This is a genomic window from Pararhizobium sp. P1_E7 (assembly GCF_056405855.1).
The window spans coordinates 157,843-181,437 of record NZ_JBFUBH010000004.1; the positions used below are offsets into that span (position 1 = coordinate 157,843).

The 23,595-nt window shown below is 61.4% G+C and carries 13 protein-coding genes; 7 read left to right on the plus strand and 6 right to left on the minus strand.

Annotated elements, in window-relative coordinates; all coding sequences use genetic code 11:
* Window positions 1–9 precede the first annotated feature (9 nt).
* From phnE to phnN, 4 genes are all read left to right on the plus strand, one after another.
* Window positions 10–1,518, plus strand: coding sequence for a phosphonate ABC transporter, permease protein PhnE (phnE, locus tag AC1D17_RS06775; RefSeq protein ID WP_477564644.1), 1,509 nt, complete (start codon window positions 10–12; stop codon window positions 1,516–1,518).
* Window positions 1,519–1,634: 116 nt separating this feature from the next.
* Complete coding sequence (locus AC1D17_RS06780) at window positions 1,635–2,342, plus strand: DUF1045 domain-containing protein (RefSeq protein WP_477564645.1); 708 nt, start codon at window positions 1,635–1,637, stop codon at window positions 2,340–2,342.
* 1 nt (window position 2,343) lies between these two features.
* Complete coding sequence (locus AC1D17_RS06785) at window positions 2,344–3,483, plus strand: alpha-D-ribose 1-methylphosphonate 5-triphosphate diphosphatase (RefSeq protein WP_477564646.1); 1,140 nt, start codon at window positions 2,344–2,346, stop codon at window positions 3,481–3,483.
* A complete protein-coding gene (phnN, locus tag AC1D17_RS06790) occupies window positions 3,483–4,058 on the plus strand; it encodes a phosphonate metabolism protein/1,5-bisphosphokinase (PRPP-forming) PhnN (RefSeq protein WP_477564647.1) in 576 nt (191 codons plus the stop codon). Before AC1D17_RS06785 ends, phnN begins: the two co-directional genes overlap by 1 nt.
* Window positions 4,059–4,060: 2 nt before the next feature.
* Here the strand turns inward: phnN and AC1D17_RS06795 are convergent, their stop codons facing one another.
* From AC1D17_RS06795 to hglS, 6 genes are all read right to left on the minus strand, one after another.
* Window positions 4,061–5,050, minus strand: a complete 990-nt coding sequence (locus tag AC1D17_RS06795) for a lysophospholipid acyltransferase family protein (RefSeq protein ID WP_477564648.1) — start codon at window positions 5,048–5,050, stop codon at window positions 4,061–4,063.
* A gap of 6 nt (window positions 5,051–5,056) precedes the next feature.
* On the minus strand, window positions 5,057–6,475 hold the full coding sequence (locus AC1D17_RS06800; protein ID WP_477564649.1) for a cytochrome P450: 1,419 nt from the start codon (window positions 6,473–6,475) through the stop codon (window positions 5,057–5,059).
* A gap of 172 nt (window positions 6,476–6,647) precedes the next feature.
* Window positions 6,648–7,880: a pyridoxal phosphate-dependent aminotransferase gene (locus AC1D17_RS06805; protein WP_477564650.1), complete on the minus strand. Its 1,233-nt coding sequence runs from the start codon at window positions 7,878–7,880 to the stop codon at window positions 6,648–6,650.
* Between the two features lie 14 nt (window positions 7,881–7,894).
* Entirely contained in the window at window positions 7,895–9,427 is a 1,533-nt protein-coding gene (gene amaB, locus AC1D17_RS06810; protein ID WP_477564651.1) for an L-piperidine-6-carboxylate dehydrogenase, read from the minus strand.
* A 33-nt stretch (window positions 9,428–9,460) separates the two neighbouring features.
* Complete coding sequence (locus tag AC1D17_RS06815; protein WP_477564652.1) at window positions 9,461–10,882, minus strand: FAD-binding oxidoreductase; 1,422 nt, start codon at window positions 10,880–10,882, stop codon at window positions 9,461–9,463.
* A 10-nt stretch (window positions 10,883–10,892) separates the two neighbouring features.
* Window positions 10,893–12,293 carry a 2-oxoadipate dioxygenase/decarboxylase HglS gene (gene hglS, locus AC1D17_RS06820; protein ID WP_477564653.1) on the minus strand — a complete coding sequence of 467 codons (1,401 nt, stop codon included), beginning with the start codon at window positions 12,291–12,293 and terminating at the stop codon, window positions 10,893–10,895.
* A 115-nt stretch (window positions 12,294–12,408) separates the two neighbouring features.
* Here hglS and AC1D17_RS06825 point away from each other — a divergent pair, with 115 nt between their 5' ends.
* From AC1D17_RS06825 to AC1D17_RS06835, 3 genes are all read left to right on the plus strand, one after another.
* Window positions 12,409–13,302 (plus strand): LysR family transcriptional regulator, encoded by an 894-nt coding sequence (locus tag AC1D17_RS06825; RefSeq protein ID WP_477564654.1) that lies wholly within the window; start codon window positions 12,409–12,411, stop codon window positions 13,300–13,302.
* Between the two features lie 463 nt (window positions 13,303–13,765).
* On the plus strand, window positions 13,766–22,267 hold the full coding sequence (locus AC1D17_RS06830) for a glycoside hydrolase family 94 protein (protein WP_477564655.1): 8,502 nt from the start codon (window positions 13,766–13,768) through the stop codon (window positions 22,265–22,267).
* A 131-nt stretch (window positions 22,268–22,398) separates the two neighbouring features.
* Window positions 22,399–23,562, plus strand: a complete 1,164-nt coding sequence (locus tag AC1D17_RS06835; RefSeq protein WP_477564656.1) for an OpgC family protein — start codon at window positions 22,399–22,401, stop codon at window positions 23,560–23,562.
* Window positions 23,563–23,595 lie beyond the last annotated feature (33 nt).

Sequence of the window (23,595 nt, forward strand, 5' to 3'; positions counted from 1 at the left end):
GAGCGGACCATGACCGCAAACACGATGATGAACGCCGCGCAGATGGAAGCGATCGCTGCCCGCCACCCGCACCTTCTCAAGGGTTCGACCAGCAAGCGCATCCGATCCGTCCTGATCTTTGCCGGCATCGCGCTCTACATGATCTACAGCTGGTGGTTTTTCTCGATCGGCCAGGTTCTGGTCAATGCCAACTGGGGCATTGCCGGCACCTATCTCGCCGACTGGGTTTCCTATGAAGTCCGGCCCGACATCAAGATCGCCACCGACGGTACGATGCAGGTTGTTTACCCGCGTTACTCGCCGCTCGGTCCCGATGCCAAGCCGGAATGGGTCAAGATCGAGACGAAGGCTGTAGATCGTACCATCGAAGTTCCGGCCGTGGCGCAGCAGGCCGCTCCGAAAAAGAGCTCAAGCTTCAGCTTCATGGCGCCGAATTCGGCTGTCGGCAGCAGTGCCGGGGCGGGTGCCCGCACGGAAACACGGACCGAGGAAGTTGTCAGCCGCGCGACGGTCAATTTCAATGCCACGACCAGCATTGATGTCGCCGGCGGCACGGTCACCGCCACGCATGCCGGAGAAACCCTGCTGATCGATCTCGATCATTCCACCGGCGTCACGCCGCAAGGCGCTTTGCCGGAATGGGCGACGCAAAAGCGCCCGGGCGAAAAGATCACGCTTGCCTTCGGCATGACCGGCTGGGCCGATGTCGATAAGGAAAAGATCAGCATCCATAACCGCTTTCCCGGCTGGGCCAATTTCATCTTTGACACCAACTCGCCGTTCTTCAACAAGTCCTTTCGCGAAGTGGCGAGCCTGATTGTCAGCGGCGAACGCCTCGATCCGGACCGCTCCAACCTGTCGCTCGCCTGGAACAATATCCTTTACAATTCCGAATGGCAGCATCTCGACGTCTGGACCAAGCTGCTGCAGACCATCGTCATGGCCTTCGTCGGCACGTTGTTTGCCTCGATCATCGCCTTCCCGCTGTGCTTCCTGGCCGCGCGCAACATCACCCGCAACGGCCTGCTCAACCAGGTGACCAAGCGGTTCTTCGATTTCCTGCGCTCCGTCGACATGCTGATCTGGGCGCTGTTCTTTACCCGCGCCTTCGGGCCTGGCCCGCTTGCCGGCATGTCGGCAATCTTCTTCACCGACACGGGGACGCTTGGAAAGCTCTATTCCGAGGCGCTGGAAAACATCGACGACAAGCAACGCGAAGGGGTCAAATCGGTCGGCGCCGCGCCCCTTGCCGTGCAACGTTTCGGCGTCCTGCCGCAGGTGCTGCCGGTCTTTGCCAGCCAGGCGCTGTATTTCTGGGAATCCAATACACGCTCGGCGACCATCATCGGCGCTGTCGGCGCCGGCGGCATCGGCCTGAAGCTCTGGGAGGCGATGCGGACGAATTCCGATTGGGAAAACGTCTGCTATATGGTTATCCTCATCCTCATCGTCGTGTTCATCTTCGACAGCGTCTCCAATCTGCTGCGTTCACGTCTCATGGGCCAGAAAACACACTGAACAGGGTGGCGGATTATCGCCACCCATCACGATAATGTCACGAACAGCGCGTAGCGACGGAGCCGAATTGGCCTGTCCGGTCGCTGCTCCCGTGACATCTCTGCAGGGAATGACCAGTGCGCTACGCATTCTATATCTCGCCTGATGAAGACGACCCGCTAAGCACCGCCGCGGCACGCTGGCTCGGAGCAAACCCGTTCACCGGTGACACCTGGGACCTGGAGCCTGCGGAGGATTTCAGCGCTGACGAACTGACCGCCTTGACCGCCGACCCGCGCCGCTACGGTTTTCATGGGACACTGAAGGCGCCCTTTGCGCTTGCGCCGGGCAAAACAGAGACCCACTTGCTGGATGCTTTCGATGCGTTTTCTGACGAATGCACACCGTTCGATATTCCGGAAATGACCCTGGGCCAGCTTGGGCCGTTCTTTGCATTGGTGCCGGCTACCGGCTGTTCCGAACTGCAGGAATTTGCCGACGAAACGGTGCGGCGGTTCTCCCCGTTCCGGGCGGCGCTGTCTAAGGCCGATATCGCCCGCCGCAAGCCTGAAACCCTCGGCGAGGTGATGCGAAACAACCTGCTTGAATGGGGATACCCTTACGTTTTCGAGAGTTTCCGGTTCCATATGACGCTGACCGGCCCGGTGCCGGTGGATCGTCAGCCCGCTATGAAGGCCCTGCTGGAGCAGCGCTTTGCCCCCTTCATTGGCAAACCCCTTGGCGTCACCTCGCTTGCGCTGTTTACCGAACCAGCACGCGGGGCGCCTTTTACAGTTCACTCGCTTTTGCCGCTCGGCGGCACGTCCAAACGAAAGATGGCATGACATGACCGTTGAAACCGTTCTCTCTAACGCCCGTATTGTCCTCGAGGACCGGATTCTCAACGGTTCTGTCCTGATCCGCGACGGCAAGATCGCCGACATCTCGGAAGACGCCAGCCGGAGTGGTGAGGATTTCGAAGGCGATTACCTGATTCCCGGCCTGGTCGAATTGCACACCGATCATCTCGAAGCGCATTACTCGCCCCGCCCCGGCGTTCGCTGGCTGAAAATGGCGGCGATCCAGGCGCATGATGCGCAAGTCGTCACATCGGGCATCACCACCGTCTTCGACTGCCTGCGGATGGGTTCCGACGAGGACGGCGGCTTCGAACAGGGCGAAATGCGCGATATGGCGGACGCTCTGGCGCAGGCCGCAAAGGAAAATCGCCTGCGCGCCGATCATCGCATCCATCTGCGCTGCGAAGTCTCGACCGACAACGTCCTCGCGCATTTCGAGGAATTCGAGAACGACCCGCAGGTCGGCCTCGTCTCGCTGATGGACCATGCGCCGGGCCAGCGCCAGTTCCAGACGATGGATCAGTACACGCTCTACCACAAAAACAAGCGCGGCCTTTCAGACGAGGCCTTCGCCGCGTTCTGCGCCCGGCAACAGGCGCTTTCAGCCCAGTATGCCGGTCCGCATCGCACCGAGATCGCCAAGGCCTGTGCCGAGCGCGGCATCACCATTGCCAGCCATGACGACGCCACTTTGGCCCATGTCGAGGAATCGGTCGGTTTCGGCATTCGCCTTGCGGAGTTCCCGACCAGCTTCGAGGCGGCTGAAGCCTCGCATGCGGCCGGTTTGAGCGTGCTCATGGGTGCGCCCAATATCGTGCGCGGCAAATCGCACTCCGGCAACATCGCCGCGCGCGACCTGGCCGAACGAGGTGTTCTGGATGTTCTTTCGTCGGATTATGTTCCGTTCAGTCTCATCCACGCTCCCTTCGTTCTCTCGGACGAGCTGGAAAGCGTCAGCCTGCCGAAGGCGCTCGCAATGGTCACCGCAACCCCTGCCCGCACGGTTGGTCTCAACGATCGCGGCCGCATCGCTCCGGGTCTGCGTGCCGATATCGTGCGTGTCCAGCGCCACGAAGGCATTCCGGTGGTTCGCTCCGTCTGGCGCGAAGGCAGGCGGGTCGCCTGATGCACGGGCAAGGTCAAACGGGCGCGATCATCGTCGTGGTCGGCCCCAGCGGCGCCGGCAAGGACAGCGTCATCGGTTTCGTGGCGCGGCACTTTGCCGATCGCCAGGATATCGACTTCGTCCGCCGGGTCATTACCCGGCCGTCGGATGCTGGCGGCGAGGATCATGAGAGCATTTCCGGCGAGGTCTTCGATAGCCGGCTTTCCGCCGGCGATTTCGCCGTTGCCTGGCAGGCGCACGGGTTGAAATACGGAATTCCCAGGGATGCGCTTGAAAAAGTACGGGCCGGCAGGATCCTGATCGCCAATGGCAGCCGGGCGGTGCTTGGTCAGTTCCGGCAGGCCTTTCCAAGAGTTGCGATCGTCAACATCACTGCGTCGCCGCAGGTGCTGGCAAGCCGGCTCGTGGCGCGCGGTCGCGAGAGCGAGCTGGATATTCTCAACCGGCTCAAGCGGCAGGTACCGGATATTTTCGACGAACCCGATGTCACGACGATCGACAATAGTGGTCCGCTTGAGATTGCGGGATCGCGATTTGCAGCGCTTGTCACTGAGTTGCAAAGCTCTGCCAACTGACGTCAAAGCGCGTTGTCGAGAAAATACCATTGGTCGAGATGGGCGCGGATGACCGGCTCGATGACCGAGTTGAGGCGTAAAACGTCATCGATCAGGCGCTCGCCGGGTTTGTTCTCCGGCGGCAGGATGACCGGTTCGAGCGCAAAACCTTCAAACGACGTGCCGCTGCGCCGCACTGCATAACACGGGCAGATCGTCGCCCCCGTTAAACGGGCAAGCCGGGCGACAACGGCGAGATTGCCTTCGAGATGTGGCGGCCTGCCGAAGAAGGGGCCGCGGATTTTTCCGGCGAAGCCTTCGTCGCAGAAGACCGAGATCGCGCCACCGTCTTTCAGGATGTTCAGCGCTGGCCGTATGCCGTCCTTGCCGGGTGGCAGCAATCCGTATCCGAGCTTCAACCGCACCCGTCTGGCGATCCATGCGCGCGCCCTGCCGGCGGGCGGCGTGTAGTTGGCGGACGGGGAGAGCCCGAGCTCCACCAGTTTGGGTGCGAATATCTCCCAGTTTCCGAGATGCATGCAAACGACGATCACCGGCCCCTTTGCATAGGCTTCGGTAAAGTGATGCAGATCGTGCCAGGTCGCGCGGCGCCACAGGCGCCCGATGATCGAAAACTCCGTCATGATGCGGCCCTGGTTTTGCCAGCTCCGCTTGAGAACCTGGTCGCGTTCCTCTTCGGTCGCGTCCGGCAGAAGCCGTTTCAGGTTCTTTTGCGTTTTCTTGACGGACGACGTGTGCCACCGCGGGATGACGAAGGTGCCAAGCCTTGCGCCTGCCGCCGAGCAAATGCTTGCCGGAACGGCTTTCAATCCGAAGTGTACGGCCAGGTCGAGAAGATTCTTGAGATTGCCGGTCACGTGATAGCGAAAGGCCGCTTTGCGCCTGTCGCCGCCTTTAAACAGGTCGCTCAATGGTGGCGCGGCGGGAGCGCGGTAAACCCAGGCGGACCGTTTTGCGGGTCCGCTTTTGGCGTTGTTTGCCGGTTTGGCCATGAGGCGTTAAACCTTTTCGCGCCGATGCAGCGTCACCGGCAGGCCGCCACGCGGCCGCAACGTCAGGCGGCATTGCGGCTCGACCTTGGCATTTTCGGCTACCCGCACCGTGAACCGCTGGGCAAGGATCGCCAGGCACAGGATCGCCTCCTGGAGACCGAATTGCAGGCCGGGGCAGACGCGCGGGCCGCTGGCGAAGGGAATGTAGCTATAGGGTATGGCCTTGCCGCCATTCATGAAGCGTTCCGGCTTGAACAGATGAGCATGCTTGAAGAAGGCTTCGGTCCGGTGCAGCAGCCAGGGCACGATCAGGACCAGCGAAGCCGGCTTGACGTCGATATCGCCGATCCGGTCGGCCTCCTTCGCCTGGCGGGCAAGGATCGGCACCGGCGGATAGAGCCTGAGCGTCTCCTCGATGACGGCGCGGCACCAGTCCAGTTGCGGAATGTCGTCGAGTGTCGGTACGCGGTTGCCGCAAACGCGGGCGATTTCCTCATGCAGGGATTTTTCGACCCATTGCGCCCGCGACAGCAGGTACCAGGCCCAGGTCAATGTCGCCGCCGTCGTCTCGTGGCCGGCCATGAAAATCGTGGCCGCTTCGTTGCGCAGCGCCACCACGTCGAGCTTCAGTTCCGGATTGCGCTTCTGCCGCCGGACCAACAACTCCACCATCGAATTGTCGTCGCCGCGCCCGGCCAGATGGTCCTCGACAACCTTGTCGATGATCTGGTGGATGCGGGAGACGGACCGGCGCAGTTTGGGCGTCCGCAACACGGGCAGCCCCTCGTCGAAGCCAAGGAAGTAGCCGATATTGACGGAATCGATCAGCGACTGATAGCTCTCGAACCCCTCGCTGACCGCCTTTGCTCCGTCTTCGCCGAGGTCGTTGCCAAACACGGCCCGGGAAATGATTTCCGCCGTCAGGCCGGCCATTTCGAACAGCGCGTTGACAGGCGCGCCGTCGGGAAGGGATTCCCAGCGATGCACCAGTTCGCTTGTCGTGTTTTCCATGATCTTGCCGAAAGCCGGCACGCGGTTCTTGTGGACGATATCGTTGACCAGCGGGCGGCGCTGCTTCCAGGTCTCGCCATCGGAGATGAACAGCCCGTCGCCCAAAAGGAATTCCAGCGCACGCCGCATCTGCGGCGTCTTGCGCTCGAAATTCTCATGACGCTTGGCAACGACATAGCGGATTGCATCCGGCGAATTGACCACGACGACCTGGCGCCCAAAGACCTTCATCGCGGTTACGCGATCGGTATAGTCGCCCTTGCGCCAGACCGAGAGAAAGTCATGCCGGGCCTTGAGAATGAGATTGAGCGGGCGGCCGGGCTTGCCGCGGTAATAGTCGGCATGGGCGGGCTCGAACGAATTCTTCCGGAGCTTTTCAATGATATCCGTCGATTGCCGAAAACTGGAGAACATGCTCCGGATGCCCCTGTCTGTGTCCGGTGACGGCACTGTGAGTCCTGATGGTCGCAACTACCGGATAGCAGCAATTTTGGGTGGCGCAAAATTCTTTCGACAAAGAAAACCCCGCCGTTGGAAACGGCAGGGCTGATCGTCCTTGGTGAGCGTGACGGCGGACGAGACGGTTCTAACCAAGAGCCGCGCAGGCTTTGGTGATCCGTTCCAGCGCTTCGCGCAGTTCCGCTTCCGAGGTTGCGTAGGAGATGCGGAAGAACGGCGACAGGCCAAAGGCGGAGCCCGGCACGACGGCGACGTGGGCATCGTCGAGCAGATAGGCGCAGAAGTCCGCATCCGTCTCGATCCGCTTGCCGCCGGGCGTGGTCTTCCCAAGCATGCCCGCACATCCGGAAAAGGTGTAAAAAGCGCCCTCGGGTGTGCGGCAATCGAGACCTTCGATGGCGTTGAGCGCCGTGACAACCAGATCGCGGCGGCGCTGGAAGCTGGCGGTGCGTTCTTTCAGGAAATCCTGCGGCCCGTTCAGCGCGGCCACCGAGGCAGCCTGGCTGATCGAGGAGGGGCAGGACGTCGCCTGGCTCTGCACCACGGCCATCGCCTTGATCAGATCGCGCGGGCCGCCGGCATAGCCGATACGCCAGCCGGTCATCGCATAGGCCTTGGAGACGCCGTTGACGGTCAGCGTCCGGTTTTTCAGCGCCGGTTCAAGGGCTGCCGGCGTGACGAACTTGAAGCCGTCATAGACAATGTGCTCGTACATGTCATCGACCAGCAGCCAGACATGCGGATGCTTCAACAGCACATCGAGCAGCGGGCGGTAATCTTGCGCGCTATAGGCGGCGCCTGACGGGTTCGAAGGCGAATTCAGCATCACCCAGCGGGTCTTCGGCGTGATTGCCGCTTCGAGCTGTGCAGCCTTCAGCCGGAATCCCGCCTCTGCGTCGCAGGCGATCAAGACAGGCTTGCCCTCGGCGATCTCGACGATGTCAGAGTAGGACGTCCAGTACGGCGTCGGGATGATCACTTCATCGCCGGGGTTCAGCGTCGCCATCATGGCGTTGAAGAGAATCTGCTTGGCGCCGGTTGCCACCGTGATCTCGTCAAGCGCGTAGGAAACGCCGTTTTCTCTGGCGAACTTGTCCCGGATCGCCTGCTTTAGTTCAGGCGTACCGTCGAGCGCGGTATATTTGGTCTTGCCGCTCTCAATGGCCTCGCAGGCTGCCTGCTTGACGTGATCGGGCGTATCGAAGTCCGGTTCGCCGGCGCCCAGAATGATTACCGGCTTGCCGTCGCGCTTCATGGCTTGAGCCCGGGCGCCGATCTTCAGGATCTGCGAAACGCCGATCGTGGAAATCCGCGAGGCGGGCGCAAAGCCCGCCTCTTCAACCTTGGTGTTGATGGTCATGACCGGTCCTTCAATTATTCGATGTCAAAGGAGACGCCCTGTGCCAGCGGCAGGGCCTTCGAATAGTTGATGGTGTTGGTGGCACGGCGCATGTAGGCGCGCCATGCGTCCGAGCCGGACTCGCGGCCGCCACCGGTTTCCTTTTCGCCGCCGAACGCGCCGCCGATTTCAGCACCGGACGTGCCGATGTTGACATTGGCGATGCCGCAGTCGGAGCCGTCAGGCGACAGGAACCGCTCGGCTTCCTGCAGGTCGAGCGTGAAGATCGACGAGGAGAGGCCGGCACCCACTGCGTTGTGATCGGCAACGGCGGCGTCGAAGTCGCTGTATTTCATCACGTAGAGGATCGGCGCAAAGGTTTCCTCGGTGACCGGGCCGGCCTGCTTCGGCATTTCGACGAGAGCCGGCTTCACGTAGTAGCTGTTGGCATGGCCGAGATCGACGCGTTCGCCGCCGGTGATCGAGCCGCCATGGGCCTTGGCTTCGGACAGCGCCTTCTGCATGTTGTCGAAGGCCGGCTTGTCGACCAGCGGACCGACGAGGGCGGTCGATTCCAGCGGGTTGCCGACCGAAACGCTCGAATAGGCCTTCTTCAGGCGCGGAACCAGCTGGTCGTAGACGCTTTCATGGACGAACAGGCGGCGCAGCGTCGTGCAACGCTGGCCGGCCGTGCCCATGGCACCGAAGGCGATGGCGCGCAGAGCCATGTCGAGATCGGCCGACGGGCAGACGATGCCGCCATTGTTGCCGCCGAGTTCGAGGATGGCGCGGGCAAAGCGCTTGGCAAGGCGCGGGCCGACATCGCGGCCCATGCGGGTCGAACCTGTGGCCGAAACCAGCGGAACCTTCGGGTGATCGACCATGACTTCGCCGATGGTGCGGTCGCCGATCAGGACCTGCGTCAGTCCATCAGGTGCATCGCCGAAGCGGGCAATGGCGCGATCAAGAATAGCCTGCGATGCAAGCGCGGTCAGCGGGGTCTTTTCCGACGGCTTCCAGACGACGGCATTGCCGCAGACGATAGCGAGTGCCGCGTTCCAGGCCCAGACGGCGACCGGGAAGTTGAAGGCGGAGATGACGCCGATGACGCCGAGCGGATGCCAGGTCTCCATCATGCGGTGGCCGGGGCGTTCAGTGGCGATGGTCAGGCCGTAGAGCTGGCGGGAGAGACCGACGGCGAAATCGCAGATGTCGATCATTTCCTGGACTTCGCCCAGACCTTCCGAGGTGATCTTGCCGGCCTCGATCGAGACCAGACGGCCAAGATCGGCCTTGCTGGCGCGCAGTTCTTCACCCAGCAGGCGGATCAGTTCGCCGCGCTTGGGCGCCGGCACCAGACGCCAGGCGCGAAACGCTGCATCGGCCTTTTCGATCTTGGCTGCGGCTTCAGCGGCCGAAACCGTTTTCAGGCTGGCGGTCTGTTCGCCCGTTACCGGCGAAAAGGAGGCCATGTCGCCGCCTGTGTAAAGGTTCTTGGAGACGCCAAGCTTCTCCAGAAGGGTGGCCGTTTCCTGAACGACGTTTACCGTCTTCGTTGCAATGTTCATGATGAGCTAACTCCCGTTTTCTTGGTCGAAGGACTATCCAAAGCGCACCGCACCGAGATCTCCCGGCGAGGTGATGACTTTGAGGCCTTGGGCCATGTCCTTGATCTTCTGTTGCGTATAGAGGTCGTAATAGGCTTGGTTTTTCCGGCCGATGGCATGTTCGGCACTGAAGCTGCCATGGAAGTCCTGAACGGCGATGGCAAACACCCAATCGCGCAGCCGCCGCTCGAAATCCGCATCCGATGCCGAAGCGCTGTCCTTCGGCACCACCAGATTGAAATGCACGCCGCCATCGCCGATATGGCCGAAATCGCAGATCGTTACCTCCGGAAAGGCTTGCGGCATATCGGCCTTCATGCGGTCGCAGAAGGCCATGATATCACCTCTGCGGAACGAAAGATCGAAGGCGATCAATTTTCCGGAATGCTTGACGCCCTCCGAAAGTGCATGCCGCAGCGACCACATTTCGTGGGCCGGACCGACGAAGGCGTCGGCGAGCGGCGCAGCGGCGCTTTCCCAGATCTCGGCGAGCACCGCCTCCAGCACCGCATCGAGCGACTGCTCGCCCTCGCGCGGCTCCCAGGTACGGGAAATTTCCGCAAGGATCACATAGTCGGGCACATTGCCGCCCTGAAAGGGGTTTTTCAGCGAGGGCACATGATCGAGTGCTGCTGTGATGGAGTTTTTCGAGATGCCCTCGAAAGCCGAGAGATAGGCGCCGAGCCTGTCTTCCATGGCCCGCAGCAGCGGCATGACGTGGGCGCCGCTTACCGGCACCAGATAGGCGGTCGCCACCTGCTTCGGCAGCGGCTCGAGGTTCACGACGCATTCGGTGATAATGCCGAAGGCGCCGGAAGTGCCGATGAAAACCTGCTTCCAGTCGATGCCGGTATTGTTCTTGCGCAGGTCCGAGGTCAGGTCGAGGATCGTGCCTTCCTCGTCGGCCAGCACCACCTTGATGCCGAGCGTGTTGCGGCGCACGTCGCCATATTTCAGAAAACGCGATCCGCCGGTGTTGGTGGCCAGCATGCCGCCGAGACACGGATCGGCGCCAAGGTCGATCGGGAAGAACAGGCCGTGTTTTTCGAGCTTCTGGTTGACATCGGACAGCCGGAAACCGGCATCGGCGCGCAGCGAGCGATTGTCGAGATCGAGATCGAAGCGCTTGGTCATCCGGTCGAGGCTCAGCACCGCCTGGGCTCCGGTCGAATCCGGCGTGGAGCCGGAAACAAGACCGGTATTGCCGGATTGCGGAATGAGAGCGATGCCGTTCCTGACGCAATAGGAAACGGCCGCGGAAACCTCTTTCGTGGTTTGCGGGCGCAGGACGATTGCGGCGCAGCCCTCATCGTAGCGTGCGCCGGTCTGGTAAGACGCCACATCGCTGCCTCCGGTGACAATGCCCTTGTCACCGAGAAGTGCGGTCAGTGCTGCGGCGTGGTTCTGATCGATCATCGCTTCAGCTTTACTCCGCTGCCTGCGCGAGCGAAAGCATCTGCCTGACATCGGCGATCGACGCCTGTTCGATGCCGGCATAATGTTCGAACTCGTTCAGCACCTTGGCGCCGAGATCCTGCTCGAAGCGCTGCTGATTTGGGCTCGCGACGAATTCCTGGGCGGCATCGTCGCCGAGATTGGACTGGAAGATGCCGGCGGCGCTGACGGGCAGGAAGTCTTCGTAGACGATCGGGTCGAACTGCACGAGACCGTCGGCAATCAGGCTTTCAAGGCCCTTCGAAACATCGGCCTTGGTCTTGCGGCCCTTGGCGGTCAGCGAATAAGCGAAATAGCCGAGACCTTCGGCGCGGATGCCGGCCCAGCTATCCGGGAACGGGATGAAGGCGTCGAAAAGTGCTTTTTCATACTCTGCCGCATTCGAACCGTCAGCCGCCGGGCGAACGACCTTGCGGGAAGCGTTGAGCAGCTCGTCGTAGAGGGCGCGCCCCTTCGGGGTCAGCGCAACGCCGCGTTGCTCGATCTCGCCGAAGCGGGCGGTGTGCGAGCCTTCATGCCAGCTGYCGTCCGCAGCCTGGAAGGACACCGGTTCCTCCAAGGCCTTGAACGATGTCTGACGCAGAAGGATGGCACACTTGCGGGTTGGAGGACCTTCGATCGTCGCCTTCGGGGCGATCTTGTAATCGGGCATGCGGGCCTGGACGGCATCGATATCGAGCGTGCGCGGCGTCAGGTGGTTGATGTGCGGGCCCTTGAACGAGACGACATCGGCGATCAGCCGGTGGGCATCGTGCAGCCGGTGGTACATTTCGGGGCTGACATTGGCCTTGTCGTGCCAGCGGAAGGTTTCCAGCACCTCGGCGACGAAGCGCTCGGCATCGGCCTTGTCCAGACCACCCTGCTTTTCCGCCTTCTCCGTCAGCGCGATGGCGCCGCCGGTAAAGATCTGCCGCTTTGACAGGATTTGTTCGGCTTCATCGCGCAAAGCTTCGTCTGCAATCAGATCGAGCCGCAGCAGCGAGGTGAAGACGCGAAAGGGGTTTTTCTTCAAGGCCGCATCGCCGACCGGACGAAAAGCCGTCGAATGAACCGGAACGCCGGCAGTCGACAGATCGTAGTAACCGACGGGCAGCATGCCCATGACGGCAAAGACGCGGCGCATCATCGACAGTTCGGCAGGCGTGCCGAGCCGGATCGCACCATGACGTTCCTCGGAGATGCGCTCCAGCGAATCCGTGTCTTCAAGACGGGCCTGCAATTCCGGATCGGCGGCGAGCGTTTCGGCGTTCACCTTGCCGACCAATTCCATCAGCGTGCCATAGGCTGGCACTTCCGTGCGGTACATGGTCGACATCGCCGCGGAAAAGGCCGAGCGGATAAGGTCGGTGGAAACGAAACTATTCTCTTTCACGGCAGCGCGCCTCGCAGTATGGAAGGGATAACGGTGATCATTCTCATTTCGTATGATATATGGGGCGAACGGGCATTGATTGCGACAGTTATGACTATGATCATGCGAGGCTGGAATGAAGTTGAGCAGAAGACTGGTCCCTGACGTCACCACGCTGCAGGCATTCGAATGCGCCGCGCGTCACGGCAGTTTCACGCAGGCCGCCGCCGAACTGAACCTGACCCAGAGCGCGGTCAGCCGCCAGATCAAGGATCTCGAAAGCCAGATCGGCGTGTTGCTGTTCGAGCGCGTCCGTCAGCGGGTCATTCTTTCCGATGCGGGACAGAAATTCCTGCCCGAGGTTCGCAGGCTGCTGACCCAGTCGGAGGAATTGATGGTCCGCGCCATGGCCTCGGCACGCTCGGAATCGACACTCTCCGTTGCGTCGCTACCGACCTTTGGCAGCCGTTGGCTGACGCCACGGCTGCCGGACTTTCTCAATCAGCACCCGGGCACGGTGATCAACATCGCCTCGCGGTCGCAGCCCTTCGATTTCGAGGAGCAGAATTTCGATCTCGCCATCCACTACGGCCAGCCGGTCTGGGCGCATGCCACCTGCAGCTACCTGTGCAGCGAGATCATCGTGCCGGTGGCAAGCCCGGCACTTCTTGCCCTCAATCCGATGAAGGAGCCAGGCGAACTGGAACACAAGCCGTTGCTGCATCTGGCCACGCGGCCGAAGATGTGGGCGCAATGGTTCGAGAACAATGGCGGCGAGATGAAGTCCGCCTATCGCGGCAATCGGTTCGACCAGTTTTCCATGGTGATCGAGGGTGCGGTCGCGGGCCTCGGCTTTGCGCTCGTGCCGCGATACCTGATCGAGCAGGAGCTTGCGGCCGACCGGTTGCGTGTCGTCTTCGACCGGCCGATGCAGACGGAAAACAGCTATTATCTGGTGGTGCCGGAGGGCAAGCTGGAAAATCCGGTTAGCGAGGCGTTCCGGGCCTGGATCGTCAAGCAGGTCGGGTGAATGCCAGATCTTCGCTGCCGCGAAATATAACAAGGTGGAACCTTCCGGCGCTCAGCGCGTTGCCGCCTGGATGAGCAGTGCCGAAAAGACAACCGTCAGGGGTTTGACGTCATTTGCCGGGAAGGATGGCCGCGACAACGGCCGTTCTTTAGTGTTGCGACATGGAATTCGTCCGCAGAATAGGCCCCGCTGCTTGCAACACATTGGCACTACGGCTAAAAAATGCCCAGTTCTTGCATCACGCATCCCTGACAGCGAAGCGACCGCCGCCTTCACGACCTTAAAGCCCTTCCGGGCCGCGCCAAAGTCAACGGTTTCTCGCCCGCGCGAGACCTTGCGGCTGATGGCAGAACACAGATGAGTGTTTAGGGTCGTGGCGGCGCCAAGCCAAACATCAGGGCTACAGCCCATCCGGCATGACGGCCGGACCCTTCAACACCCCCTGGACCCAGAACCCGTACCCATGAACTTTCAAAATACGCCTTCCACGCCGCAACGCGAAGCCGAGATCAAGCCGATCGACTATAATGATGCGATCCGCGCGACCTATTTCACCATCGATGAGCTTCGTGAATGCGGGGCAGCCCTTGCCCGCGATGGCGTTTCGACCCTGCCGGGGTTCTTTCCCTTCGAGTTCCGTCCACGCCACCGTGAGAACGAAAACGAGATTTTCCGGGTCTACAAGGTAACGGCAACCGATGTCGAAGCCGGGGCCTCGATTACTCCTGCTGCCGAATGGCTGCTCGACAACCACTATCTGGTCGAGGAGTCCATTCAGGAGGTGCGGCGCGACTTTCCGCGCAAATTCTACCGGCAGCTGCCGACAATTTCGGTTGCCGGTACGAGCATCCCGCGCACGATGGCCCTTGCCTGGCTGTATGTCGCCCACACTCACAGCACGGTCTCCCGTGAAAGCCTGACCGCCATGGTCGCCGGCTTCCAGGAAAACGAGACGTTCAAGATCGGCGAACTCTGGGCGCTGCCGTCCATTTTGCGTTTCGTGCTGATCGAAAACCTCAGGCGCATCGCGATCCGCGTCGATCGCTCTCGCAACATGCGCCTTAAGGCTAATGACGTCGCCGACCAGATCGTCCGCCTTGGCACGCCGGACAGGTTCCAGTCGGTGCTGGCCGAGGCCGAGCCGCTCTGTGGCGACAACACGTTCGTCGCGCAGCTGCTCTACCGCCTGCGGGACGGATCGCAGACATCGGGCTTTGTCATTACCTGGCTGGAAAGACAGCTGGAAAAGCGCGGCAGCGATGTCGAGGAGGCTCTGGTCGCCGAGCAAAACCGGCTGTCCTCCGGCAATGCGACGATGAGTAACATCATCCGCAGCCTGCGTGAAATCGACGACAACGACTGGGCTGTGTGGTTCGAAAGCGTCAGCAAGCTTGATGACGCCCTGCGCGATGCCTCCGACTATGCATCGCTCGATTTCGGCTCGCGCAACAAATACCGCAACACCATCGAGCGGCTGGCGCGGCGTTCGGGCTATAGCGAGCTCGAAGTCACGCAGATCGCGCTCGATATGGTCAAGGACCAGACCGGTGCCGGCGCCAACCCGGGCGATGTGCTGCATGAGCCGAATGTCGGCGGATTTCTCGTCGGCAAGCAGCGCCGCTTGCTGGAAGCCAGGATCGGCTATCGGCCGTCGATCCTCCAGACGATCATCCGGCTTGGCCGCAAGCTGGACTGGTTTGCGATCGCCGGTCCAAACATCCTGTTGACCATTCTTGCGATGATCGCCGTCTACATTTTCGTCAGCCCGATGGAAATTCCGACGGGAGCAAAACTGATCATGCTGTTGCTGTTTGCCCTTCCCGCTTCGGAAGGGGCGGCCGGCCTGTTCAACACGCTGGTCACACTCTCCGTCACACCGTCACGGCTGGTCGGATACGAATTCCTCGACGGGATTCCGCAGGACGCGCGTACACTCGTCGTCGTCCCCTGTCTGATTTCCAAGCGCGATCATGTCGATGAACTGGTGCGCAACCTCGAAGTCCATTATCTCGCCAATCCGAAGGGCGAGATCTACTTCGCGCTTGTCAGCGATTGGGTCGATAGTCAGGAGGAGGAAACCGCGGCCGATCTTGATGTGCTCGACTATGCCAAGGCCGAGATCGAAACGCTGAGCGCCCGCTATGCCCATGACGGCCGCACCCGCTTCTACCTGCTGCACCGCCGCCGCCTCTACAACGAAGCAGAAGGCGCCTGGATGGGCTGGGAGCGCAAGCGCGGCAAGCTGCATGAGCTGAACCTGCTTCTGCGCGGCGACAGCGATACCAGCTTCTTGGCCGGCGCCAACACCGTGCCGGAAAACGTCCAATATGTGATGACGCTCGATTCCGATACGCGCCTGATGCGCGATGCGGTGACCAAGCTCGTCGGCAAGCTCTACCACCCGATCAACCGTCCGGTCGTCGATCCGGTTACCCAGAAAGTAACAGCCGGTTACGGCATCCTGCAGCCGCGCGTCACTCCGTCTTTGACCACCGGCAGCGATGCCTCGGCGTTCCAGCGCATCTTCTCGGTCAACCGCGGTATCGACCCTTACGTCTTCACCGTGTCCGACGTCTATCAGGACATCGCCGGCGAAGGCACGTTTACCGGCAAGGGCCTCTATCACGTCGACGCCTTCGAAGCGGCCCTGAAGGGCAAGATCGAGGAGAACGCGGTTCTCAGCCACGATCTTCTGGAAGGTTCGCTGGCGCATTGCGCGCTGGTCAGCGATGTCGAGCTGGTCGAGGATTTCCCGATCCGCTACGAGGTCGAGATGTCGCGCCAGCATCGCTGGGCGCGCGGCGACTGGCAGCTTCTGCCGTACATGTTCAATCTGTCCAATGGCGTCAGCATGCTCGGCCGCTGGAAGATGTACGACAACCTGCGCCGTTCGCTGATCCCCATTGCCTGGCTGATCGCCTCGGTCATGGGCTGGTACTACATGGAGCCGACCCAGGCGCTGGTCTGGCAGTTCGTACTGATCTTCAGCCTGTTCGTCGCACCCACCCTATCCTTGATTTCCGGCCTGATGCCGCGCCGCAACGATATTGTTGCGCGCGCTCACCTGCATGCCGTTCTCTCCGAAATCCAGGCAGCCAATGCGCAGGTCGCGCTGCGGATTGTTTTCATCGCCCATTCGGCGGCGATGATGGCGGATGCCATCATCCGCTCGGTTTACCGCACCTTCGCCAGCGGCAAACTGATGCTGGAATGGCGCACGGCCGCACAGGTGCAGAGCTCGGCCAGTGGCAGCATCCTCGACTATTACCGTTCGATGTGGATCGCCCCGGTCCTGTCGGTGATTTCGCTCTTGCTTGCGGCGATTTCCGATACCGGCCTTCCTTTCATCGGTATTCCATTTGCCATGCTCTGGGCCCTGTCGCCGGGCATCGCATGGTTTGTCAGCCAATCCGCCGAGACGGAAGATCAGCTGGTCGTGCCGGACGAGGTCGTCGAGGAATTGCGCAAGATCGCGCGGCGGACCTGGCTCTATTTCGAACAGTTCGTCACCGCCGAGCAGCATTTCCTGCCGCCGGACAATTTCCAGGAAATTCCGCACCCGATCCTTGCCGAACGCACGTCGCCGACCAATATCGGCGTCTATCTCCTGTCCGTCATGTCCGCGCGTGATTTCGGCTGGATCGGTTTCGAGGAAACCATCCGGCGCCTGGAAGAAACGGTTTCCACCATCGACCGCATGCCGAAATACCGCGGCCATCTGTACAACTGGTACAAGACCGACACGCTGGAAACGATGGAGCCGAAATATGTCTCCGCCGTCGACAGCGGCAATCTTGCCGGCCATCTGATTGCCGTATCCTCGATGTGCCGCGACTGGGCCGAGGCCCCGTCCGCGCACGTCCAGGGCAATCTCGATGGTATTGGTGACGTCGCCTCCATCCTGTCCGAGGTTCTGACCGGGCTGCCGGACGACCGCAAGACCGTGCGGCCGCTGCGCCGACTGATGGAAGAGCGGATCACCGGCTTCCATCAGGCGCTCGCTGCCGTCAAACGCGAGCATGAATTCGCTTCCATCCGGGTGATCAACCTGGCCGTTTTGGCGCGCGACATTCACAAGCTCACGGTCAATCTCGATCACGAGGTGAAGAGTGCCGAAAGCGGCGAAGTGACGAAATGGGCGACCATGCTCGTCAATACCTGCGAGTCCCACATTGCCGACGGCGTTTTCGACCTCGGTGCCATCGAAGCGTTGCGTCAGCGCCTGATCGTCATCGGCGACCGGGCCCGCGATATCGCCTTCACGATGGATTTCAGCTTCCTGTTCCGCCCGGAGCGGCGCCTGCTGTCGATCGGCTACCGCGTCAATTCGAATGAACTTGACGAAGCTTGCTACGACCTTCTGGCATCCGAAGCCCGCCTCACCAGCCTGTTTGCCATCGCCAAGGGCGACCTGCCGACCGAGCACTGGTACAAGCTCGGGCGCCCGATCGTGCCGATCGGCGCGCGCGGTGCGCTGATTTCCTGGTCGGGCTCGATGTTCGAATACCTAATGCCGCCGCTGGTCATGCAGGAGCGTCAGGGCGGCATTCTCAACCAGACCAACAACCTGATCGTCAAGGAACAGATGAACCACGGCCGCCGCCTCGGCACGCCGTGGGGCATTTCGGAAGCGGCCTTCAATGCCCGCGACCACGAACTGACCTATCAGTACACCAACTTCGGCGTTCCGACGCTGGGCCTGAAGCGCGGTCTTGGCCAGAACGCCGTCATCGCGCCCTATGCCTCGATCCTTGCCAGCATGTACGATCCAAAGGCGGCCATCGCCAACCTGGAGCGTCTGCGCGCACTTGGCGCTCTGGGCGCCTACGGTTTCCACGACGCCGTCGATTTCACGCCGACCCGCGTACCGGAGGGCAAGACCTGCGCCGTCGTGCGCAATTATTATGCCCACCATCACGGCATGTCGATCGCGGCTGTTGCCAACGTTGTCTTCAACGGCCGCCTGCGCGAGTGGTTCCACGCCGATCCGGTCATCGAAGCCGCCGAACTGCTTTTGCAGGAAAAGGCGCCGCGCGACATTCCGATCATCAATACCAAGAAGGAACCGGAATCGCTCGGCAAGGGACAGGAAGATCTGCTGCGCCCCGAAGTCCGCGTTATCGTCAATCCGCTCGCCAAGGACCGCGAGACGGTGTTCCTCTCGAACGGTCATTATGCAGTCATGCTGACGGCAACCGGTTCCGGTTATTCCCGCTGGAACGGCCAGACAGTTGTTCGCTGGAAAGCCGATCCGGCCGAGGACCGCTCCGGCACATTCATCTTCCTGCGGGATACGACGAGCGGCGATTGGTGGTCGGCGACGGCGGAGCCGCGCCGTGCGGAAGGTGAAAAGGCCACAACCCGCTTCGGCGACGACAAGGCCGAATTCATCAAGACGGTCGGCAACCTCACCAGCGAAGTCGAATGCATCGTCGCCTCCGAGCACGATGCCGAAGGCCGCCGGGTGATCCTGCTCAATACGGGCACCGAGGACCGCTTCATCGAGGTGACCTCCTATGCGGAACCGGTGCTGACCACGGATGACACCGACAGCGCCCATCCGCTGTTTGCCAAGATGTTCCTGAAGACGGAAGTCGATCCGAAGGGCGACGCCATTCGCGTCACGCGCAACAAGCGCAGCCCTGGCGAACCCGACATGATGGTAGCACATCTGATCGTCGACAATGGCGCCAGTACCCGCCATACCGAGGCAGAAACGGATCGCCGCCGGTTCATCGGCACCGGCCGGACGCTCGCCGAGGCGCAAGCCTTCGATACCGACGCCAAGCTTTCCGGCTCGGACGGCTATACGCTCGATCCGATTGTCTCGTTGCGCCGTGTCGTGCGCGTGCCTGCAGGCAAGAAGGTCAGCGTCATCTTCTGGACAATCGCTGCGCCAAACCGTCAGGATATCGACAGGGCGATCGATCGTTACCGCCATCCTGACAGCTTCAACCACGAACTCATCCACGCCTGGACCCGTTCGCAGGTGCAGATGCGCCATGTCGGCGTCACCTCGCAGGAGGCCGCAAGCTTCCAGATGCTCGGCCGCTACCTGGTCTATCCGGACATGCAGCTGCGCGCCGATACCGCCACGGTGCAGGCCGGGCTTGCGTCGCAATCGGCGCTTTGGCCACTGTCGATCTCGGGCGACTTCCCGATCTTTGCCGTCCGCATCAACGACGACATCGATCTTGGCATCGCGCGGGAAGCCTTGCGGGCGCAGGAATACCTACGTTCGCGCGGTGTCACAGCCGATCTGGTGATCATCAACGAACGTGCCGCGTCCTACGCACAGGACATGCAGCACACGCTGGACGCCATGGCGGAAAACCTGCGTCTGCGCGGCCTGTCCGACGGCCCGCGCCAGCACATTTTTGCCGTTCGCCGCGATATCATGGAGCCCCAGACCTGGTCGGCGCTTCTATCCGCGTCCCGCGCCGTGTTCCATGCCCGCAACGGCAAGATTTCGGACCAGATTTCGCGCGCCGAAAATCTGCTGGCGAAGCCGTCGCCCAAGGACGACGTTGCCACAGCCCCGCTTCTGGCTGTCATCGGCGAGGAGAGCGGCGCCAAAAGCGTTGAGATCAACGGCGATGGGCTGGACTTCTGGAACGGTTATGGCGGCTTCTCCGCCGACGGCCGCGAGTACGTGACCCGGCTGCGCGGCGGCGAAGCGACCCCGCAACCGTGGATCAATGTGATTTCCAACGAAACCTTCGGTTTCCATGTGGCAGCCGAAGGAGCCGCTTTCACCTGGGGCCGCAATTCGCGCGACTATCAGCTGACGCCCTGGACCAACGATCCGGTTATCAACCGTCCCGGCGAAGCCATCTTCATCCGCGACATGAACAGCGGTGCGGTCCTGTCGCCGTATGCCGCTCTTTCCCGCCGCAAATCGGTCCAGTTCGAGACGCGGCACGGCCTGGGTTACTCGCTGTTCAGCAGCGTCCAGGACGGGTTGGAGATCGAAGTCGGCCAGGCCGTTCATCGCACATTGCCGGTGAAATACCTGCGGCTGCGGCTAAACAACCGGTCCGGCGAGACCCGTACCCTCAAGGTTTACGGCTACGCGGAATGGGTACTTGGCAACAACCGGGCAAAGACGGCGCCGTTCATCCTGTCGCATCAGGATGAGGTAAGCGGGGCCGTTCTGGCGACCAATCCGTACAGCATCGACTATTCCGGCCGCACCGCTTTCCTCGCGGCCAGCGAAACACCCGCCAGCTTTACCTCCAGCCGCCGCGAGTTCCTCGGTCAGGCGGGCAGCATCTATGCGCCGCAAGCGGTGCTGGACGGCGGTGTACTGTCGGGATCCGTCGAAGCCGATGGCGATCCCTGCGCGGCAATTGTCGTCGATGTTGTGCTTGAGGCGGGCGCGAGCCGCGAGCTGACGTTCTATATCGGCGATTCCGACAATGCCGGACAGGCGCTCGAGCACCTCGCAGAGGCGCGCAACAGCACGTTCGAAACGGTTCTTGAAGCCTCCAACAGCTACTGGCAGGCCTTTACCGGCGTTCTGCAGGTCGAAACGCCAAACAAGGCGTTCAACAACATGGTCAATGCCTGGCTTCCCTATCAGAGCCTCGGTTGCCGGATCCTTGCACGTTCGGCCTTCTATCAGGCCAGCGGCGCCTTCGGCTTCCGCGACCAGTTGCAGGATACGCTCGCCTTTATCGTGCATCGGCCTCAGCTTGCGAGGGCGCAGATCCTCAACGCTGCCGCACGGCAGTTTGTCGAAGGCGACGTGCTCCATTGGTGGCTGCCGAATACCGGCGCCGGTGTGCGCACGCTGATTTCCGACGATGTCGTCTGGCTCGGCCATGCTGTGCAGCATTATTGCTCGGTCACAGGAACCAAGGACATTCTCGACGAGCAGATCGCCTTCATCGAGGGTGCTGCTCTGGAGCCCGGCCAGCATGACAGCTTCTATCAACCGACCGTGTCGGAGCGGCGGGCCAGCCTCTATGAGCATTGCGCCTTGGCACTTGATCTCGCCATTGCCCGCAAGGGCGAGAACGGCCTGCCGCTGATCCTCGGCGGCGACTGGAACGACGGCATGAACCGTGTCGGCATCGAAGGACGCGGCACCAGCGTCTGGCTCGGTTGGTTCCTCGCAGCAACGTTGCGTTCCTTCCTCGGCATCGCCCGCGAGCGCGGCGATACCAAGCGGGTTTCCGCCTGGGAAGCGCATCTTGCGAGCCTCAAGAGGGCCCTCGAAACGGCCGGCTGGGATGGCGGACACTATCGTCGCGGCTATTATGACGACGGGACACCGCTGGGATCGGCCGAAAGCACCGAATGCCGGATCGATTCGATCGCCCAGTCGTGGAGCGTACTCTCCGGCGAAGGCGATGCTGCCCGCTCGGCTGAGGCCATGGATGCGGTTCTCGCCGAACTGGCTGACGGCGATCACCAGATCATCCGCCTGTTCACCCCGCCGTTGTCGGGGACTGCGCAGGACCCGGGCTATATCAAAGCCTATCCGCCCGGCGTTCGTGAAAATGGCGGGCAATATACCCATGCGGCAACCTGGGTGGTGCTGGCGCTGGCCGCACAGAACCGTACCGAAGACGCCTGGCGCGCTTTCGAGATGCTCAACCCGGTCAACCATTCGAAGGACCGCGAAAGCGCCGATCACTACCGGGTCGAACCCTACGTGGTCGCCGCCGATATCTATGGCGACGGCGGCCTGACGGGGCGCGGCGGCTGGACCTGGTACACAGGCTCGGCGGCCTGGCTCTATCGTGCTGCAGTCGAAGGCATTCTCGGCATTCGCCGCCAGGGAGACAAGCTGATCGTCCAGCCCGTCCTGCCGAAGGACTGGGATGGATTTTCGGCGACGCTGACGATCGACGGCAAGCCGCATGTAATTTCCGTGACCAAAAATGCGGAAAGCGGCGAGCCCATCGTCAACGTCAATAATACTGTCACAAAAAACGCGCATGAAGGCGTTTTGGTGTAGCTGCCGGCGATTGAATCAGACCTGAAACCGGCTTTGCTCCATCTGGCGCAAAGCCGGTTTTGTTTTGATCGCCTGCATCAATTTCGCGTCAATGGGGGCAGGGGCACTGAACTCGGACGAGAATATTCTGAATGCTTCAAAAGCTGCAATTCGACCCGTCTGCCAACGATGGGCAGATGGGGCAAACCCACACAGTCCCCTCCCAGCGTGACACCCGTCTCGACGTCTATCGCGCGCTTTGCCTGCTCACCATCTTCGTCAATCACGTACCCGGACAATATCTCGAATACCTGACGACGAAGAACTTCGGTTTCTCGGACTCTGCCGAAGCATTCGTGCTGATTTCCGGATTGTCCGCCGGACTTGCCTATGGACGCAAATTCAATCCCGGCAACCGCCTCGCGCTCAGCCTGAAAATCTGGCGCCGCGCGTTCACGCTCTACATCGCGCATATTATGACAAGCATCATCACGCTGGCGATATTTGCCGGCGGTGCGCTCTATTTCGGCCGCCAGGACCTGATCAGCGAGATCAACATCCGTCCGCTCGTCGATCATACCGAGCAGGGTTTTGTCGCCATGGTGCTGCTCGGGCATCAGCTGGGCTATAACAACATCCTGTCGATGTATGCCGTGGTCTTTTTGATGTTGCCGGCAATGCTGTGGCTGCACGGCCGTAGTCCCTTTCTGCTGTTCATGACATCCGCGGCACTCTGGCTCGCCGCCGGCATCTTCACCATCGTTCCCATCAATTTTCTCGATGAAGGCTATTGGTTCCTCAATCCCTGGTCCTGGCAATTCCTGTTCGTCATCGGGATGATCTGCATGATGCGATCGCGCGCCGGAAAAACGATTGTGCGTCACCCGGTACTGGTGGCGATGTCCGCCGGCTATGTGATGCTGTCGTTCTTCTGGGTGCTTTTGTCCTGGTGGAACCTTGATTTTTCCTATGGCCTGCCGTCGGTCCTGACGGGTTTCGACAAGACCTTCCTGTCGCTGACGCGGTTGTTGCACGTTCTGGCGCTTGGTTATCTGCTGGCGGTCTTTCCGGTGTTCAGCCGCATGACGCGCCTGCGCATCGATCACCCGCTCGTTCTGATCGGCCGGCATTCGCTTGCAGTGTTCATCTTCGGGACGATCCTGGCCATGGTCGGGCAGGTGCTTTTGTTCGTGACGGGGCGCAATCCGCTCTGGGGCACGCTGTTCGTGCTTGCCGGCATCGGGCTGCATTTCGCCTATGCCCGCTACCTCGACTGGATCGGCGGCCTCTCCCGGCCTCAAGTCATGAAGGCATAGAAAAGGCCCCGATCCGGGGCCTTTGGGTATTCC